16 protein-coding genes are annotated in these 17,348 nt (G+C 65.6%); 5 read left to right on the top strand and 11 right to left on the bottom strand.

From position 1 onward, the window contains the following. The first annotated feature begins 165 nt into the window (after positions 1 to 165). Positions 166 to 402 (top strand): 50S ribosomal protein L28, encoded by a 237-nt coding sequence (rpmB, locus tag V6W80_RS01050; RefSeq protein WP_007159903.1) that lies wholly within the window; start codon positions 166 to 168, stop codon positions 400 to 402. A gap of 11 nt (positions 403 to 413) precedes the next feature. Continuing rightward, positions 414 to 569: a 50S ribosomal protein L33 gene (gene rpmG / locus V6W80_RS01045; protein ID WP_007159904.1), complete on the top strand. Its 156-nt coding sequence runs from the start codon at positions 414 to 416 to the stop codon at positions 567 to 569. A gap of 96 nt (positions 570 to 665) precedes the next feature. On the opposite strand, the gene V6W80_RS01040 is transcribed toward rpmG, so the two are convergent. The 3 genes from V6W80_RS01040 to V6W80_RS01030 all read right to left on the bottom strand — a co-directional run bounded on the left by V6W80_RS01040 (position 666) and on the right by V6W80_RS01030 (position 5,140). Beyond that, positions 666 to 2,060, bottom strand: a complete 1,395-nt coding sequence (locus tag V6W80_RS01040) for an aminoacyl-tRNA deacylase and HDOD domain-containing protein (protein WP_338545653.1) — start codon at positions 2,058 to 2,060, stop codon at positions 666 to 668. 75 nt (positions 2,061 to 2,135) lie between these two features. Next, the gene (gene recG, locus V6W80_RS01035) at positions 2,136 to 4,211 is read right to left on the bottom strand and encodes an ATP-dependent DNA helicase RecG (protein ID WP_017642345.1); all 2,076 of its coding nucleotides are present in this window, start codon (positions 4,209 to 4,211) and stop codon (positions 2,136 to 2,138) included. Further along, positions 4,208 to 5,140, bottom strand: coding sequence for a hydrogen peroxide-inducible genes activator (locus V6W80_RS01030; protein ID WP_007159908.1), 933 nt, complete (start codon positions 5,138 to 5,140; stop codon positions 4,208 to 4,210). The genes recG and V6W80_RS01030 overlap by 4 nt, the downstream gene beginning before the upstream one ends. Before the next feature lie 151 nt (positions 5,141 to 5,291). On the opposite strand from V6W80_RS01030, the gene V6W80_RS01025 reads away from it, so the two are divergent. Further along, positions 5,292 to 6,137: an NAD-dependent epimerase/dehydratase family protein gene (locus V6W80_RS01025; protein ID WP_160924258.1), complete on the top strand. Its 846-nt coding sequence runs from the start codon at positions 5,292 to 5,294 to the stop codon at positions 6,135 to 6,137. A 51-nt stretch (positions 6,138 to 6,188) separates the two neighbouring features. Here the strand turns inward: V6W80_RS01025 and gltP are convergent, their stop codons facing one another. The 5 genes from gltP to V6W80_RS01000 all read right to left on the bottom strand — a co-directional run bounded on the left by gltP (position 6,189) and on the right by V6W80_RS01000 (position 11,929). After that, positions 6,189 to 7,538 carry a glutamate/aspartate:proton symporter GltP gene (gene gltP / locus V6W80_RS01020; protein WP_338545652.1) on the bottom strand — a complete coding sequence of 450 codons (1,350 nt, stop codon included), beginning with the start codon at positions 7,536 to 7,538 and terminating at the stop codon, positions 6,189 to 6,191. Between the two features lie 311 nt (positions 7,539 to 7,849). Next, entirely contained in the window at positions 7,850 to 8,680 is an 831-nt protein-coding gene (locus V6W80_RS01015; RefSeq protein ID WP_338545651.1) for an aldo/keto reductase, read from the bottom strand. 67 nt (positions 8,681 to 8,747) lie between these two features. Next, positions 8,748 to 9,110 (bottom strand): hypothetical protein, encoded by a 363-nt coding sequence (locus V6W80_RS01010; RefSeq protein ID WP_064309184.1) that lies wholly within the window; start codon positions 9,108 to 9,110, stop codon positions 8,748 to 8,750. A gap of 144 nt (positions 9,111 to 9,254) precedes the next feature. Then, positions 9,255 to 10,454: a formaldehyde dehydrogenase, glutathione-independent gene (gene fdhA, locus V6W80_RS01005; RefSeq protein ID WP_007159913.1), complete on the bottom strand. Its 1,200-nt coding sequence runs from the start codon at positions 10,452 to 10,454 to the stop codon at positions 9,255 to 9,257. A 167-nt stretch (positions 10,455 to 10,621) separates the two neighbouring features. Continuing rightward, a complete protein-coding gene (locus V6W80_RS01000) occupies positions 10,622 to 11,929 on the bottom strand; it encodes an MFS transporter (RefSeq protein ID WP_338547509.1) in 1,308 nt (435 codons plus the stop codon). A 487-nt stretch (positions 11,930 to 12,416) separates the two neighbouring features. Between V6W80_RS01000 and V6W80_RS00995 the strand changes: the two genes are divergently transcribed. Beyond that, positions 12,417 to 12,818, top strand: a complete 402-nt coding sequence (locus V6W80_RS00995) for an acyl-CoA thioesterase (protein ID WP_026083995.1) — start codon at positions 12,417 to 12,419, stop codon at positions 12,816 to 12,818. Positions 12,819 to 12,836: 18 nt separating this feature from the next. Here the strand turns inward: V6W80_RS00995 and V6W80_RS00990 are convergent, their stop codons facing one another. Then, a complete protein-coding gene (locus V6W80_RS00990) occupies positions 12,837 to 14,045 on the bottom strand; it encodes an aldose 1-epimerase family protein (RefSeq protein WP_338545650.1) in 1,209 nt (402 codons plus the stop codon). Positions 14,046 to 14,278: 233 nt separating this feature from the next. Between V6W80_RS00990 and V6W80_RS00985 the strand changes: the two genes are divergently transcribed. Continuing rightward, a complete protein-coding gene (locus tag V6W80_RS00985; protein WP_231357214.1) occupies positions 14,279 to 14,725 on the top strand; it encodes a hypothetical protein in 447 nt (148 codons plus the stop codon). A 44-nt stretch (positions 14,726 to 14,769) separates the two neighbouring features. Here V6W80_RS00985 and V6W80_RS00980 read toward each other — a convergent pair whose 3' ends face one another. Together V6W80_RS00980 and V6W80_RS00975 are read right to left on the bottom strand one after the other, a co-directional pair. After that, positions 14,770 to 16,170 carry a sugar porter family MFS transporter gene (locus V6W80_RS00980; protein ID WP_173149843.1) on the bottom strand — a complete coding sequence of 467 codons (1,401 nt, stop codon included), beginning with the start codon at positions 16,168 to 16,170 and terminating at the stop codon, positions 14,770 to 14,772. Between the two features lie 109 nt (positions 16,171 to 16,279). Continuing rightward, positions 16,280 to 17,332, bottom strand: a complete 1,053-nt coding sequence (locus V6W80_RS00975; RefSeq protein WP_338545649.1) for an SMP-30/gluconolactonase/LRE family protein — start codon at positions 17,330 to 17,332, stop codon at positions 16,280 to 16,282. Positions 17,333 to 17,348: the final 16 nt, after the last annotated feature.

Here is a 17,348-nt window from a genome sequence, read left to right as displayed (position 1 = left end):
TTGTTATCCCTGGGTGCTTCTGGTATAAAACAGCGCTCTTTTTTCGGGGTATGGCCGCTTCAGGTCCCCGGCGTTTGCCGGCTCTCCCCGTCAAAACAGGAATCAATACAGTTACAAGCGGCCAACCCATGCCGGGTTTGGCATGAGGTTTATGAGGGCTGAGCCATGTCGAGAGTTTGCCAAGTAACCGGTAAGGGTCCGATTACTGGGAACAACGTTTCCCACGCTAACAACAAAACCCGTCGTCGTTTCCTGCCGAATCTGCAGCATCACCGTTTCTGGGTAGAATCCGAGAAGCGCTTCGTGCGTCTGCGCGTTTCTGCCAAGGGCATGCGTATCATCGACAAGCGCGGTATCGAAACCGTACTGTCCGAGCTGCGTAGCCGCGGCGAAAAATTCTAAGGGGATTCGTCATGCGTGAATTGATCCGTTTGATTTCCAGTGCCGGCACCGGTCACTTCTACACCACTGACAAGAACAAGCGCACCAAGCCCGAAAAGATCGAAATCAAGAAATTCGATCCGGTCGTGCGCAAGCATGTCATGTACAAGGAAGGCAAGATCAAGTAATTGATCGCCCCTTGAACAAAAACCCGCCTCGGCGGGTTTTTTGTTGCTTGGCGTTTAGGGCTCCGGCGCCTGGAGCGCCGGAGGCCAGTCAGACGGTCACTTGAACTGGCCGGTCAGCTCGCGCAGGGCGGCTTCGGCACCAAGGATCTTCTGCATGCACTCCCGCGCCTTGGCCGGATCTATGTTCAGCCGCGCATAGAGATCCTCGGGAATGGCCTGCGCGGGGCCGTTGCCGATGCCTTCGCCGCGCAGCAGCTGCACCGCGAGAAAGATCAGGTTGGGATAGACCGCCTGCTCGCCCTGGTAGGCCGGGTCGCCCTGGAAGCGCAGCGCCGTCACCACCTCTTCGGGCATCTCCCAGCAGCGCATCAGGGCCGCGCCGATCTGCTCGCGGGTGATGCCAAGCAGGTGATGCTCGATGACCTGGTGATCCAGCTGGCGGTTGGCCTCCAGGTGGCGGCAGATCAGCGAGAAATGCGGCGGAAAGACATGGGCCAGCACCAGGTAGCCGAAGTTGTGCAGCAGGCCGCCCAGGTAGGCCAGGCCCATTTCCGGCCGCTCCGCGCGCGGCATGGCGCGCGCCAGGCCCTCGATCAGGGCAGCAGTGTAGATAGCCTGTTTCCAGTAGGGCGTTTCCTGCTGGGCCTGGTCGCTGGGCAGGCTCAGGGTCTTGCCCAGGGCAAGACCGAGGGCCAGGTTGATCACCAGGTCGAAACCCAGCACCCGCACGATGGCGTCTTCCACCGAGCGGATCTTGCCGGGCGCGGCATAGTAGGGCGAAGCCGCCCAGCTGATCACCTGGGCCGCCAGGGCCGGATCGGTCTCCACCACATTGGCCAGATCGTCCACCGTGGCGTCGGGATCGACGCGCAGCTTGATGACCTTTTCCGCGGTCTTGGACAGGGGCGGAATCTCCAGGGTCTCTTCCAGACGCTGGCGAATGCGCCGCGCGGTAAAGGCGGTGGCGGCATGGAGGATTTCCGCCTCGTCTCGCTCCGGTTGCCGCAGATTCGGCTGGATACCGGCCGCCGGGATGCCGAAGCTGCCCGCGGTCGCCTGACTCAGCAGACAGCGATAGTCAGATGTTTCCACTTCCAACAGTAGCGAGCGCTCACCGGATTCCAACAGCAGGCGCGGTGCCTCCAGCAGGCGTTCGTCATACAGGCAGGGGGAATTGGTCAGCGACGGCAACCCTGGCAGGACGTCCAATTCGTAGCGCTCCAGGGTGCGCATCAGCCGCTCCGGCGCCACCACCGCCAGCTGCCGCCCGGTGAATTCCACCAGCCGGCGCAGATCCAGCAGCTGATTCTCGGGCAACAGCACCAGCAGCATGCCGACGCTGTCGCTCAAGAGCACCGTGTGCACCCGGTTCGCCTGCGGCTGACGCGTCGTCGCCGGGACCGGCCGATAGGCCAGGTTCAACTGGGCGAGCAACTGCTGGATCGAAGGGGGGACCTCAGGGAGGGGCGAAGCGAGCGCTACATCGGTCATGGCATTTTCTTCCTCACGTACGCCTTGGAGTATAACCATTCGGCTCCGTAGGTAGCGTCGTCTGTATAAGCTTTGTCAAACCTGGCCGTATTGCTGCCCATGGCGCAACCAGCGCTCCAGCAGCGGAGCGGCATGGCTTGGCCAGCGTGCCAGCAGCTCCTGGGCGGCGTCGCGCACCGCCGGCAGCCAGTGGGCATCGCGCATCAGATCGGCCACCTTGAATTGCAGCAGGCCGGTCTGGCGCGTGCCGAGCATCTCGCCGGGACCCCGCAACTCCAGGTCCTTCTCGGCGATGATGAAGCCGTCGTTGGTCTCGCGCATGATGGCCAGGCGTTCGCGGCCGATCTGCGACAGCGGCGGATGGAACAGCAGCACGCAATGACTGACCGCACTGCCCCGCCCGACGCGGCCACGCAGCTGGTGCAACTGGGCCAGACCCAGGCGTTCGGGATTCTCGATGATCATCAGACTGGCGTTGGGCACGTCCACCCCCACCTCGATCACCGTGGTGGCCACCAGCAGCTGCAGGTTGCCGGCCTTGAACTCGGCCATCACCGCGGCCTTTTCCGCTGGCTTCATGCGCCCGTGGATCAAGCCGACGTGCAATTCAGCCAGGGCCAGCTGCAACTCCTCGTAGGTGGTCTCGGCCGCCTGGCAGGTGAGCTCCTCGGATTCCTCGATCAGGGTGCAGACCCAGTAGGCCTGACGGCCTTCGTGGCAGGCGGCGCGCACCCGCTCCACCACTTCCTCGCGGCGACTGTCGGTGACGCTCACGGTATTGACCGGCGTCCGCCCCGGCGGCAGCTCGTCGAGCACCGAGGTGTCCAGGTCGGCATAGGCGCTCATGGCCAGGGTGCGCGGGATGGGGGTGGCGGTCATGATCAGCTGGTGCGGCGCGAGACGGCCGTCGACGCCCTTCTGGCGCAGGGCCAGGCGCTGCTGCACGCCGAAGCGGTGCTGTTCGTCGATCACCACCAGGGCCAGGCGGGCGAAGCGTACCTCGTCCTGGAACAGCGCATGGGTGCCCACCACCATGGGTGCCCCGGCGGCGATGCGCTCCAGGGAGCTGGCGCGGGCCTTGCCCTTGAGCTTGCCGGCCAGCCAGGCCACCTCGATGTCCAGAGCGGCGAACCAGCGCTGGAAGTTGAGGAAGTGCTGCTCGGCGAGGATCTCGGTGGGCGCCATCAGCGCCACCTGGTAGCCGGCCTCGATGGCCTGCAGGGCGGCCAGGGCGGCGACCACCGTCTTGCCCGCGCCCACGTCGCCCTGCACCAGGCGCAGCATGGGCTCGGGCTGGGCCAGGTCATGGGCGATCTCGCGCCCGACGCGCTGCTGGGCACCGGTGGGTTTGAAGCCGAGGTTGTCCAGATAAAGCTGTGGCAGGCGCCGGGCCGCCGGCAGGGGCACCGCCCGCTGGGCGCGCAGGGTCTCGCGCAGGCGCTGCAGGGACAGCTGGTGGGTCAGCAATTCCTCGAAGACCAGCCGTTCCTGGGCCCAGTGGCGACCCTCGGCCAGTTCTTCCAGGTCCGCATCCGGCGGCGGTCGGTGCAGATAGCGCAGGGCATCGGCCAGCGGCCCCAGGCGATAGTGCTCGGCCATCTCCGGTGGCAGCCAGTCGGGCAGGGATTCGGGCCCGAGCCGTTCCAGCGTCTGGGCGCTGAGCTGGCGCAGGCGCAGCTGGGTGAGGCCTTCGGTGGTCGGGTAGATGGGCGTCAGCGTCTGCTCGACCGGCGCCGGGGCGTTCTCGTCCTGGGCGCGGTATTCGGGGTGATAGATCTCCAGGCCGGAAGCACCGGGACGCACCTCGCCATAGCAGCGCAGCAGGGTGCCGCGAGCCATCCCGTCCTTTTGCGCCTGGCTGAAGTGGAAGAACCTCAGCGACAGGGTGCCGCTGCCGTCCTGCAGCCGCACCAGCAGGCTGCGCCGGCGACCCATGAGCACCTCGGCGGAGGCGACCATGCCCTCCACCACCGCGTCCTGACCGGGCCGCAGGGCGCCGATGGGCACGATGCGGGTGCGATCCTGGTAGCGCAGCGGCAGGTGGAAGAGTACGTCCTGCAAGGTTTCCAGACCGACCCGCGCGAGCTTTTCCTGCAGGGCGGCGCCGACCCCCTTGAGGGCGGTGACCGGCGTCGCGGCCAGTTCACTCATGCCGGCTGCACGACGCCCTTGGCTTCAGGCCGCGCCACCGAGCAGAGGCGGACCGAGTCGGCCAGCACCTCGATGGCCTTGGGCCGCGGAAAGCTGGCGCGCCAGGCGATGGCCACGGTGCGATAGGGCACCGGCCGCTCGAAAGGCCGTACCTCGATGATCCCGGGGGCATAGTGGTGACTCTCCACCGCCGAGAACGGCAGGACCGAGACGCCCAGACCCGAGGCCACCATGTGGCGAATGGTTTCCAGCGAGGAGGATTCCACCGTGGAATTCTTGTTTTCCTCGTGCTTGCGCACGGTCGGACAGGCTTCCAGGACCTGGTCGCGGAAGCAGTGACCCTCGCCCAGCAGCAGCAGGCTCTTGTCGCTGAGCTGGTTCTGCGGAATGGCCTTGAGCTTGGTCCAGGGGTGCCGCGCCGGCATCATCACGTAGAAGGGCTCGTCGTACAGCGGCAGGGTCAGGACGTCCGGCTCGTTGAAGGGCAGGGCGAGAATGACGGCGTCCAGCTCACCGGTGCGCAGCTTGTCGCGCAGCAGGTGAGTGAAGTTTTCCTCGATGTACAGCGGCATCTCCGGCGCCACCCGGTTGAGCTGCGGGATGAGGTGCGGAAAGAGATAGGGCCCGATGGTATAGATGGCACCGATCTTCAGCGGCGCGGTGAGCTGGTTCTTGCCGGCCTGGGCCAGTTCGCGGATGCCCTGGGCCTGCTCCAGCACCTTTTGTGCCTGGGCGACGATGCCCTCGCCGGTGGGGGTGAGGCGCACGGCACTCTTGCTGCGCTCGAAGATCAGAATGCCCAGCTCGTCCTCGAGCTTCTTGACGCCGACCGACAGGGTCGGCTGGCTGACGTGGCAACGCTCGGCAGCTCGGCCAAAGTGCTGTTCCTGGGCGAGCGTGACGATATAGCGCAGTTCAGTCAGGGTCATAGTCAAATTCCATGGGTGGCCAGGCAATCTTAGCGGCTGTCTCTATCAACGGCCAAGCGCGACGGGCAGCTGCCTGCGCCTTCTGGTTGGACCGCGGGTACGCTCAGGCTACCCTGGCCGTCTGTCCAGGCCTTTGCAGAGGGAAATACCGATGAGCACCATTCTGATCGCCGGTTGCGGCGATGTCGGCAGCCGTCTCGGCCTGCAGCTGGTCGCCCAGGGCCACCGGGTCTTCGGCCTCAGGCGCAACGTCGCCGCCCTCCCCGCCGCGTTGCTGCCGGTAGCGGGCGATCTGGCCGACGCCATGCCACCGGCGGCCTGGCCGCGAGAGCCCATCGACCAGGTGGTCTATGCCACCGCCGCGACCCATCATGACGAAGCCGGCTATCGCGCCGCCTATGTCGACGGCCTACGCCACCTGCTGGCCTGGCTGGCCGCCTGCGACCAGCGTCCGCAGCGATTGCTGTTCGTTTCCAGCAGTGGCGTCTACGCCCAGGGCGACGGCGCCTGGGTCGACGAGACCTCCCCTGCCGAACCCGAGCGCTTTTCCGGACGCCTCCTGCGCGAGGCGGAGGACCTGGCGCTGGGCAGCGGCCTGCCCGCCACTGTGGTCCGCCTGACCGGCATCTATGGCCCGGGCCGCGAGGCGCTGCTGCGGCAGGTGCGCGAAGGCTCCCGGGTGACCCGCGAACCGCCGCTGTATGGCAATCGCATTCATGTCGAGGACGCCGCCGGCCTGCTGGCACTGCTGCTGCAGCGGGATCGCGAAGGGGTCGCCCTGGAAGCGCTCTATCTGGGCGTGGACGACGATCCGGCGCCGCTGGACGAGGTAGTGGACTGGCTGCGGGCACGGCTGGGCATCACCTTCTGGTCCGACGAGGCCCAGTTGCGTCGCGCCGGCAGCAAGAGATGCAGCAACGCCCGCGCCCGGGCCCTGGGCTGGACGCCCCGCTACCCCAGCTATCGCGAGGGCTACGCGGCCATTCTCGCCGGCTGAAACGACGGAGCCCGACACAAGGCCGGGCTCCGTTCTCAGCTAGCTAGCCACTCAGTCACGCAGGGCTTCGCCGCGGGTGGCCTGAGGACGCTCCTCGACCTTGGCGGTGCGCTTCAGGTGCGGCAGGGCGGCCCAGTAGGCGGCGCCCTTCTCGGCGTCGTAGAGGCCTTCCCACTTGGCGATGACCAGGGCGGCCAGGGCATTGCCGATCACGTTCAGAGCGGTGCGCGCCATGTCCATGATGCGGTCCACGCCGGCGATGAAGGCCAGGCCTTCCAGCGGAATGCCGACGCTGCCCAGGGTGGCCAGCAGTACCACGAAGGAGACACCCGGCACGCCGGCGATGCCCTTGGAGGTGACCATCAGGGTCAGCACCAGCAGCAGCTGCTGGCTCAGCGACAGGTCGATGCCATAGAGCTGGGCGATGAACAGCGCCGCGATGCTCTGGTAGAGGGTGGAACCGTCCAGGTTGAAGGAGTAGCCGGTGGGCACCACGAAGCTGGTGATGGCCTTGGGCGCGCCATAGGCCTCCATCTTCTCGATGATGCGCGGCAGCACGGTTTCCGAGCTGGCAGTGGAATAGGCCAGGATCAGCTCGTCCTTGAGGATGCGGATGATGCGGAAGATCGAGAAGCCGAACAGCTTGGCCACCAGGCCCAGCACGCCGAGGGCGAAGAAACCGATGGCCACGTAGACCAGCACCACCAGCTTGGCCAGCGGCAGCAGGGAGGCGAAGCCGAAGTTGGCCACGGTCACCGCGATCAGGGCGAAGACGCCGATGGGGGCGTAATTCATGATCATGTGGGTGACCTTGAACATGGCCTCGGAAATGCCCTGGAACACGCGCACCACCGGCTCGCGGGTGGCTTCCGGCAGGGCGCCCAGGCCCAGGCCGAACATCACCGCGAAGAAGATGATCGGCAGCATCTCGCCGCGGGCGATGGCGGCGAAGACGTTGGACGGGATCAGGTTGAGGATGGTCGCGATGAAGGCGTGGTCATGCTGCACTTCCGCGGTGGTCTTCTGGTACTGGGAGATGTCGGTGGTGCCCAGGGTGCTCATGTCGATACCGGCACCGGGCTGCACGCTGTCGGCGAAGAACAGGCCGACGACGATGGCCAGGGTGGTGACGATCTCGAAGTAGAGGATGGTCTTGAGGCCGATGCGACCGAGCTTCTTGGAGTCGCCGACGCCGGCGATGCCGACCACCAGGGTGGCGATGACGATGGGCACCACGATCATCTTGATCAGCCGGATGAAGATGTCGCCGGCCGGCTTGAGAACGTTCGCTATCCACCAGGCCTTCTCGGCGCTGAAGTGGTTGAGCAGTGCGCCGACGGCGATCCCCAACACGAGGCCGATGAGAATCTGCCACGCGAGGCTGAGCTTGGGCTTGGTCATGTACCGACACCTTTGTTCTATTTGGATGGAGTTCGGGACGAACGTCACCGTGCCGGGTCGTGATGCGCAAAGCGCATGCAACGCCCAACCGAAGGGTGCGTTCAGGCTGCGGAAACGGTGCTCGAAAAGGACGAGGAGCACCAAGGCGTCACACTTTTGCCAGAGGGTAACGGGGTATGTCTAATGCCGCTGTAGCCTGCCCTATGCCGATCCGGCATGAGAGGTCCCGAAAGGGCCGCGCAGCATACAGGCACTGGCGCCTTGCACGCCAGGCATACAGAGACGCCGCTCATCGCGGCGTCCCGTGCACGTCAGCCGTTGAAGGTGGAAGGGTCCGGGCCCAGACGCCGGTCCTGATTCAGCCCGGCGATCTGCCGCAGGTCATTGTCGTCCAGGGTGAAGTCGAAGATCTGCATGTTCTCTTCGATGCGCTTGGGCGTCTTGGATTTGGGGAAGATGATGTTGCCCAGCTGGATGTGCCAGCGCAGCACCACCTGGGCCGGCGTCTTGCCGTGCTTGGTTGCCAGCTGTTGCAGTACCGGGCTACCCAGCAGTTCGCCGCCCTGAGCCAGTGGACTCCAGGCCTCGGTGGCGATGCCCTTGTAGGTGTTGAAGTCACGCAGCTCCTGCTGCTGCAGCAGTGGATGGCACTCGATCTGGTTGACCACCGGCACCACGCCGGTCTCGGTCAGCAGGGTCTCGATATCGGCCTGACGGAAGTTGGAGACACCGATGGACTTCACCCGACCCTGGTTGCGCAATTCGATCAGCGCCTTCCAGCTGTCGAGGAACAGGCCCTTTTCCGGCAGCGGCCAGTGGATCAGATAGAGGTCGACATGCTCCAGGCCCAGCTTGGCCAGACTGGTGTCGAAGGCGCGCAGGGCGCTGTCGTAGCCCTGGTCGGCATTCCACAGCTTGGTGGTGATGAACAGCTCGTCACGCGGCAAACCGGCCTGGGCGATGGCTTGGCCGACGCCCTCTTCGTTGCCATAGATGGCGGCGGTATCGATGTGTCGATAACCCAGGTCGAGGGCCGTCTTGACCACCTGGGCGGTCTCTTCGGCCGGAGTCTGCCAGACCCCCAGACCGAATTGCGGAATGTGGTGACCGTCGTTGAGCTGAAGACGGGTGATCGCGGACATGCGTCGCTCCTCTGGAATGGATGGGGTACCAGAGGTGTGACTGGCGGCGGCGGCCTTTTGCTCCCGATCAGTCGAGGCGCATGGCCTCAGGCACGCTGTAGCTTTCCACCCAGCCCAGTACGGTACGGCCATCCCGCTGCAGCTCGATGCGCTTCCAACGCTGGAAGGAACGGGTCTCGATCACCCGCACCTGGGTATCGCCGTCCAGCCGTACCAGGGTGTTGCGGGCGCGCTCGCGACTACGGTCGTAGACGAAGGGCCACTTGAGGACATCGACCGGACCGCGCAGCATCCAGCCCTGCCCTTCTTCGGCGAAGCGAAAGGACACCCCACCCTCGGCGCGCGCCAGGTTGCTGCCCAGCAGCAGCACGGACGCCACCAGCAGTGAGGGGAGGATACGGCGAAGGGTCGAAAGGACATTCGGGGTCATGCAGGCCTCGTCTGTGGCACCAAAAAAACAGCGCCCGAATCGGACGCTGCGAGGGTAGACCCCTTGGTGTGGCAAACGACTGCAGGCTTTGCCCGAGAAATGCCAAATGGCCAGCATTCCCGGACAAAACCCTTAGCGCAATGATCAGGCCGCGCTGAACAGCTTGTGCGGATCGATGACGAATTTCTTCGGTACGCCCGAATCGAATTCGCTGTAGCCGCGGGGTGCCTCGTCCAGGGTGATCACCTGCACGCCGACGATATCGGCGATCTTGATGCGATCCCACATGATGGCCTGCATCAGCTGACGGTTGTACTTCATCACCGGGGTCTGGCCGGTGTGGAAGCTGTGGGACTTGGCCCAGCCCAGACCGAAGCGGATGCTCAGGGCACCCTGCTTGGCCGCAGCGTCGACGGCGCCCGGATCGTCGGTGACGTACAGACCGGGGATGCCGATCTTGCCAGCCACCCGCACGATGCCCATCAGCGAGTTCAGCACGGTGGCCGGGGCCTCGCTCTTGGCGCCTTCGTGACCATGGCCACGGGCCTCGAAGCCAACGGCATCGACGGCGCAATCCACTTCCGGGGTACCCAGCAGCGCGGCGATCTGCTCGTGCAGCGGGGTGTCCAGGGACAGGTCGGCGATCTCGAAGCCCTGGGCCTTGGCGTGGGCCAGGCGCACCGGGTTGACGTCGCCGACGATGACCACGGCGGCGCCCAGTAGGCGAGCCGAGGCGGCAGCAGCCAGGCCGACCGGACCGGCACCCGCTACATAGACGCTGGTGCCCGGACCGACGCCGGCGGTGACGGCGCCGTGATAGCCGGTGGGCAGGATGTCGGACAGGCAGGTCAGGTCACGGATCTTTTCCATGGCCGCGTCGCGATTCGGCAGCTTGAGCAGGTTGAAGTCGGCATAGGGGACCAGCACGTATTCGGCCTGGCCACCGACCCAGCCGCCCATGTCGACGTAGCCGTAGGCACCGCCGGCACGCGAGGGGTTGACGGTCAGGCAGACCCCGGTGTCCTGCTCCTTGCAGGTGCGGCAGCGACCGCAGGCGACGTTGAAGGGCACCGAGACCAGGTCGCCGACCTTGAGGGTCTCGACGTCGCGGCCCGCTTCGATGACCTCACCGGTGATCTCGTGGCCGAGCACCAGGCCTTCGGGGGCAGTGGTCCGGCCACGCACCATGTGCTGGTCGGAACCACAGATGTTGGTGGAGACCACGCGCAGGATGACGCCGTGGTCGATACGCTTGCCCTGCGGGGTTTCCATCTTCGGATAGGGGATGGTCTGCACCTCGACCTTGCCTGCGCCCAGATAGACGACGCCACGATTACCGGACATGTTGCACCTCGCTGTTGTTGTTGGACTGGCTCTAGGGATCCGAGCCTAGTCCTCGCGAAGCGTGGCGTCTGTGGGGATGGCGTTTTTGGCCATGCCGAGGTCGCCCTGGCGGGTCGTCCTGGCGAACCCGTTCACGCCGCCGGTGCAGGCGGCGTGAACGGCCGGGGTCAGGCGGGCGCCAGGGCGGCGGCGCGGCGCTCGCGACTGAGCAGGTAGCAGCCGATGCCCACGCCCAGCAGGGCCAGCCCCATGACGTACCAGGCCGGGCCCAGCGGATGCTGCTTGAGCATCAGGGTGACGACCATGGGGGTCAGGCCGCCAAAGATGGCGTAGGCCACGTTGTAGGAAAAGGACAGGCCCGAGAAGCGCACCTTGGGCGGGAAGGCCAGCACCATCACCCGTGGCACGCCGCCGATGACGCCGACCGCGGCGCCAGCCAGGGCATAGAGCGGGAACAGCCACTCCGGGTGGATCTTCAGACCGGCATAGAGCGCCCAGCTGGCCACCGCCAGGATCAGACCGCCGACGATGAACACCGGGCCGCTGCCGAAGCGATCGGACAGGGCACCGGAGACGATGCAGCCCAGGGTCAGGAAGACGATGGCCAGGCTGTTGGCCTTGAGCGCCAGGGCGGCGGAGAAGCCGTACTGGGTCTGCAGCAGGGTCGGGGTCATGAGGATGACCACCACGATGCCGGCGGTGAGCATCCAGGTCAGCAGCATGGACAGCACCACGCTGCTGCGGTGGTCACGCAGCACCGCCTTGAGCGGCACTTCCTCGGCCAGCGACTTGTGGATCGCCAGCTCGGCGAACACCGGCGTCTCGTGCAGCCAGCGGCGCAGATAGACCGAGAACAGGCCGAAGACCCCGCCGATCAGGAAGGGGAAGCGCCAGGCGTAATCGGCCACCTCCACCGGGGTGAAGACGGTGTTGATCAGGGTCGCCATCAGCGAGCCGAGCAGGATGCCGAAGGTGAGACCGGCGGTCAGGGTGCCGCAGGCATAGCCGACGTGCTTGCCGGGCACGTGCTCGGAGACGAACACCCAGGCCCCGGGCACCTCGCCGCCGATGGCCGCGCCCTGGATGATGCGCAGCACCAGCAGCAGGATGGGGGCGGCCACGCCGATCTGGGCGTAGGTGGGCATCAGGCCCATGCCCAGGGTCGGCAGCGCCATCATGAAGATGCTCAGGGTGAACATCTTCTTGCGCCCGAGCAGGTCGCCGAAGTGGGCCATGATGATGCCGCCCAGCGGGCGGGCCAGGTAACCGGCGGCGAAGATGCCGAAGGTCTGCATCTGCCGCAGCCAGTCGGGCATGTCGGCGGGAAAGAACAGCTTCCCCACCACCGCGGCGAAGAAGACGAAGATGACGAAGTCGTAGAACTCCAGCGCGCCGCCCAGGGCGGACAGCGAGAGGGTCTTGTAGTCGTTGCGGCCCAGAGGGCGCGACGTGAGCGGCGCGGAGGCGGATTGCAGTTTCATCGAGGATCCCGGACAAGAGAGGAGCGCAAAGGAAATTCGGCCTCTGGCATCCCTCCGGGTGTAGCGGACAAGACGCGGCCCCGAGTGACCGTCCGCCTGGGGCGGCTGGCAGGGATCGGGCGGGTCGCCGGATGGGCGCCGGACCTGCACCGCGCCGCCTGCGCTCTTGTGGAGCACGGCAGCAGCAGGTCTACCGATCATTACCTGATCATCGGACGTGCACGACCCTCTGGATTGCCTGGCCGTGCACGGTCTCCAAGATAGCAAATCCGCAAGGAATTTCCGCTATTCATTCAGTGCCCATTCAGGGCTCATCTGCCGAGCTATGCCTGTTCCATCCTGGTGCAAAAGCGGTCGAGCCGCCCTGCCCCAGGCGTTATACTGTAGCCCCCTAACGATCTCCCCAGAGAGATTGGCAGCATTCTTGCGTGCAGATGCTGAACGTTACCTACCTATCCGGGCTCCCGAGGGCCCTGTCATGATCGAAGAGCTCGAACAAGAAGATCCCATCCCCCAGGGCGACCTGGCCATGCAGATCACCGCTCTGCCCCGTGAAACCAACGGCTTCGGCGACATCTACGGCGGCTGGCTGGTGGCCCAGATGGACCTGGCCGGCAGTGCCATGGCCAGTCGTCTGGCCGCTGGTCGGGTGGCCACGGTGGCCATCGACCGCATGGCCTTCATGACGCCGGTGCCCGTGGGCGCACAGCTCTCCTTCTATACCAACACGCTGGAAGTGGGCCGTAGCTCCATCCAGATCCTCATCGAGGTCTGGAGCGACGATCCGCTGTCCAGCGAGTGGAGCAAGGTCACCGAGGCGGTGTTCGTCTTCGTCGCCATCGACGGTAGCGGTCGCACCCGCCCGTTGCCCGCGCGGCGCTAGCGCGGCCTCGCCAGGCTACTAAGGCTCCTGGGCCAGCGGCGCCTCGCGCATCTTGGTCGGTCGGCCGTGGCGGATGCCTTCGACCTGCTCCAGCGCCTGCCGGACCTCGGCGGCGGTGGCCAGCAACCGATAGTCGAGGGTGAAGTCGCGCGTGCCGCCCGCCTCGATGCGCGGCACCAGTCCCAGGGCCCGCTGCTGGCTGCGGTTGTAGGAAAAGCTGGTGCCCGGCTCCAGGCCGGTGACATAGCCCTGGGCCTTGGCATCGGTGTGCTTCCACAGGGTAAAGACCGGCAATTCCCGCACATTGAAGGCCAGCGCCACCCCTTGGTGGGCACTGTGATCGTGCAGTACCGCCAGGCTGCGCCCCTGGTCGTCGCCCCAGGGGTAGAGGTTGTAGACCGTCTCGCCATAGCCCGGCGTGGGTGCGCGATAGGCCTGCCATTCGCCCAGTTCCTGACGCGCCCGCGCATCGAAGGGTGACACCTCCCGCACCGGCGCGGCGAACCGTGAGCCCTCGCCGAGCAGCGGCGGACCGAAGTTGCTGTGATAGAGCACCTGGTACTCGGCGGTATGCGCCCCCTGGTTGGTCAGGCGGTCGTGCAGCGTGAAGCCGGTGGCCCCGGCGTGGGTGACCAGTTCGGTGTCGATGCGAAAGTTGGCCTGCTTGAAGGCCTCTTCGTGCAGCACGCCCTTGAGGCTGATGCGGTGCGGCGGCTGTTCGTCGATGGTCAGCACCACCTGACTGGCTGGCAGATAACTGGCCCGTCCGTGCAGGGTCAGGAGTTGCCCCCGGTCCATTCCCGGGTGGCCGACCCACTCGAAGCCGGCGCGGGCCACCAGCTCGTTGAAGCCTTCCAGCCAGCCCAGCCCGTTACGGCTTTCCAGATTGACGAAGGCCGGATTGACCACCTCGCGTACCGGAGAATCCCAGCCCAGTCGCAGGGTGCCGGCCTGGGCGCGCAGGACATTCATGCCACGGGTCGCCACCACGGTGAGCTGCATAGCGCCGGTATCGATCTCGATCAGCACCGAACCCTCCTGGCGCCCGCCACTCAGGCGATGCACACCGACGGCGAAGGCCAGGCCATCGCGCAGACCCAGGCGGTCACTGCTGATGCTCCAGTTCTGCACCGGCTTGTCGGGCGCGACGAGGGTGTATTCCCAGGCCGAGGCGCTGACACTGGCAAGGAGCAGGAGACAGCCAGACAACAGACGAGCGTGGATCATGAAGTCCCCTTGGCAGCGCGGTCGACCTGAGTCTAGACCAGCCCGCGCCGGCCTGCAGACCCCCGCTCCAGACGCGACCAGAGGGACAAGACCCCTTATTCCCGTATAGGTTTGTTCAAGGAAATCAAAGGAATGGGTAAAGACAACCTTTACCATTCAAACGACCGTTCGGTACTTGCCAGGGCAGCGATTTTTGCCGAGGATCGGCTCGTCTCTACCACGGAGTGGACTCCATGAAACCTTCAGCCCTGTTCTTGTTGCTTGCCCTGGCGGGCGTTGCCCCGGCCTATGCGGGCAATACCGAAGCCGGACTCGGCGGCGCCGTGGGTGGCGTACTCGGTACCCTGGTCGGCCAGCAGGTCGGCGGCAGTACCGGTGCGGCCATCGGTGCCGGCGTTGGCGGTGCAGCAGGTGGTGTACTGGGCGCTGACCGGCGCAATCGGACCGAGGCCGCCATCGGCGGCGGTCTGGGCGCGGCGGGCGGCAACGTGATCGGCAATAGAGTTGGTGGCAGCACCGGTGGCCTGGTCGGCGCGGCCCTGGGTGGCGGTGCCGGCAGTGCCCTGGGCAACAATCTGGGCGACAGCGGCCGCGACGAGCGTGGCTATCGCGGCTACCGCGACCATCCCGGCAAGGGCTGGAAGCACGCCAAGCACAGACACAAGCACTGGGATCGCTAATAAAAACGCCCGGCATTGCCGGGCGTTTTCTTGTGCGCTCGATCCTATTGACCGAGGTCGCGCAGGCGTTTGCCCTGCATCAGATTGCGCTCGATGCGCTCCAGGGTAACGCCCTTGGTCTCCGGCACCAGCAGGAACACCAGGAAGATGAACACCACGTTCAGACCAGCATAGATCCAGAAGGTGGTGCCCTGTCCCAGGGTGCCCAGCATGGTCAGGAAGGTGGCACCGACGATCATGTTGGCGATCCAGTTGGTGAAGGTAGAGCAGCCGATGCCGAAGTCGCGGCCCTTGAGCGGCTGCACTTCCGAGCACAGGGTCCAGATCAGCGGACCGGCCGACATGGCGAAGCCGACGATGAAGATCAGCAGCATGACCACGGTAAAGGTCTGCTGACCATGGCTCAGGTTGCCCATGCCGAGCATGGTGCCGACCACGCCCAGGCCCACGGCCATGACCACGAAACCGGTATAGAGGATGGGTTTGCGGCCCCACTTGTCGACCAGGAAGATGGCGATGAAGGTGGCCAGCACGTTGGTCAGACCGACCGCGGCGGTAAACCACATCTGGGCGGCGGTGTCGTAGCCCATGCCTTCGAAGATGCGCGGCGCGTAGTACATCACCACGTTCATGCCGGTGAACTGCTGCACCACCTGCAGGAGTACGCCCAGGCCTACCGAGCGGCGGAAGTTGGCATTCTCCTTGAACAGCGACCAGCCCTTTTGCGGGACCTTGAGCTGCTCTTCGATCTCGGCGACTTCCTGCTGGATGACCTTTTCGTCACCGCGCAGCCGGTGCAGGACCTTGATCGCTTCCTCGCGGCGACCCGCCATGATCAGCCAGCGCGGACTGTCGGGTAGCGCGAAGACGCCGATCAGGAACAGCACCCCGGGGATGGCGATGATGCCGAGCATCCAGCGCCAGGCCTCGTAGTAGCTGAAGGCGGTGTTGGAGAGGAAGGCGAGCAGGATGCCGGCGGTGATCATCAGCTGGTACAGCGAGATCATTGAGCCACGAATGTTTTCCGGAGCGACCTCGGCCAGGTACAGCGGCGCGGTGAAGGACGCGATGCCGATGGCCAGGCCGAGCAGGAAGCGGGCAAAGATCAGCATGGTCGGCGAAGTGGCCAGGCCACAGAGGATCGAGCCAATCACGAACAGGATGGCGCCCAGCATCAGCGATTTCTTGCGACCCAGCTTGGCCGACAGCGAACCCGCGCCCAGAGCGCCCAGGGCGGCACCGGCCATCATGCTGGAGACGATCCACTCGATCACCTGATCGGAGATCTGGAATTCCTGCTGGATGAATTTGGTGGCGCCGGAAATGACGCCGATGTCGAGGCCGAACATCAGACCGGCCAAGGCGGCCATCAGGCAGGCGAAGATCGCCTTGGGCTGGGCCTTTTCGGTGACGTGACCGTCGGCGTTGGTAGTGGTGTTGCTCATGACTGAGGCTCCTCGCTCGCCTTGTGGGCGATCTTGTTGGCGCGGGTCGTTCCGTATCCGCTTGTTACAGACCTGTCTAACGACCCTTGGTTCGGCCGGTGAGAGGCCCTTACCAGAGCCGCGCGGGCTGGGCGTTCACATAGGTGGCATAGAGCGAACCACCGCCGGTGATGAACAGGCGATTGCTCTTGGGCCCGCCGAACTCGACGTTGGACACGGTTTCCGGCAGGTGCAGGGTGGCCAGCGGTTGGCCGCTCGGATTGAAGACCCGCACGCTGTTCTGCTCGGCGGAACCGGCCCAGCTGCACCAGAGGTTGCCGTCGCTGTCGACGCGGAAGCCGTCGATCACGCCCTGGTCCTTGGCATCGATCAGCACCTCGCCGCCGCCCAGGGTGCCGTCGTCCTTAAGGGTGAAGGCACGCAGGTGGTTGGGCTTGCCGGGATTGCCGCCACCAGCGGTGTCGCTGATGTAGAGCCGCTTGCCATCGGGGGCGAAGGCCAGGCCGTTGGGCCGGCCGAAGTCACCCGCCGCCACCGTGGCCTTGCCCTGGGGATCGATGCGATAGACGTTGGTGGGCAGCTCGAACTCGGCCTTGTGGCCCTCGTAGGCACCGAGGATGCCGTAGCCCGGATCGGTGAACCAGATGGCACGATCGGCCCCGACCACCACGTCGTTGGGGGCGTTCAGCGGCTTGCCGTCGAAGCGGTCGAGCAGCACCGTGACGCTGCCGTTCAACTCGCGGCGGGTGACGCGGCGGCTGTCGTGCTCGCAGCTGATCAGCCGACCCTCGCGGTCACGGGTGTGGCCATTGGCGTTGTGGGACTGGTCGTCATAGACGCTGACGTGGCCGTCATCGGCGCTCCAGCGCATCACCCGGGCATTGGGGATATCACTGAACAGCAGGCAGCGCCAGTCGGCCATCCACACTGGCCCTTCGGTCCAGAGACCACCGGACCAGAGGCGCTCGACGAAGGCATTGCCCAGGCGGCCCTTAAAGGCTTGGTCGTGGATTTCCCAGGCCGGATCGGGCATGACGATGGGCGGCTTTCCCTCCCAGTTACGGGTGAGACCGAACTTGTCGTCGGCGAGGGCGCGACTGGCGACCAGACCGGCCGAAGCGGCCAGGGACACGCCGAGAAAGGTGCGACGGGCGAGCGGCATGAGGAAACTCCTTTGT

Source organism: Pseudomonas benzopyrenica, from assembly GCF_036884265.1.
Classification (GTDB): domain Bacteria; phylum Pseudomonadota; class Gammaproteobacteria; order Pseudomonadales; family Pseudomonadaceae; genus Chryseomonas; species Chryseomonas benzopyrenica.
Note: the sequence above shows the minus strand (reverse complement) of the source record. Positions and strands in the feature narration are given on the sequence as shown.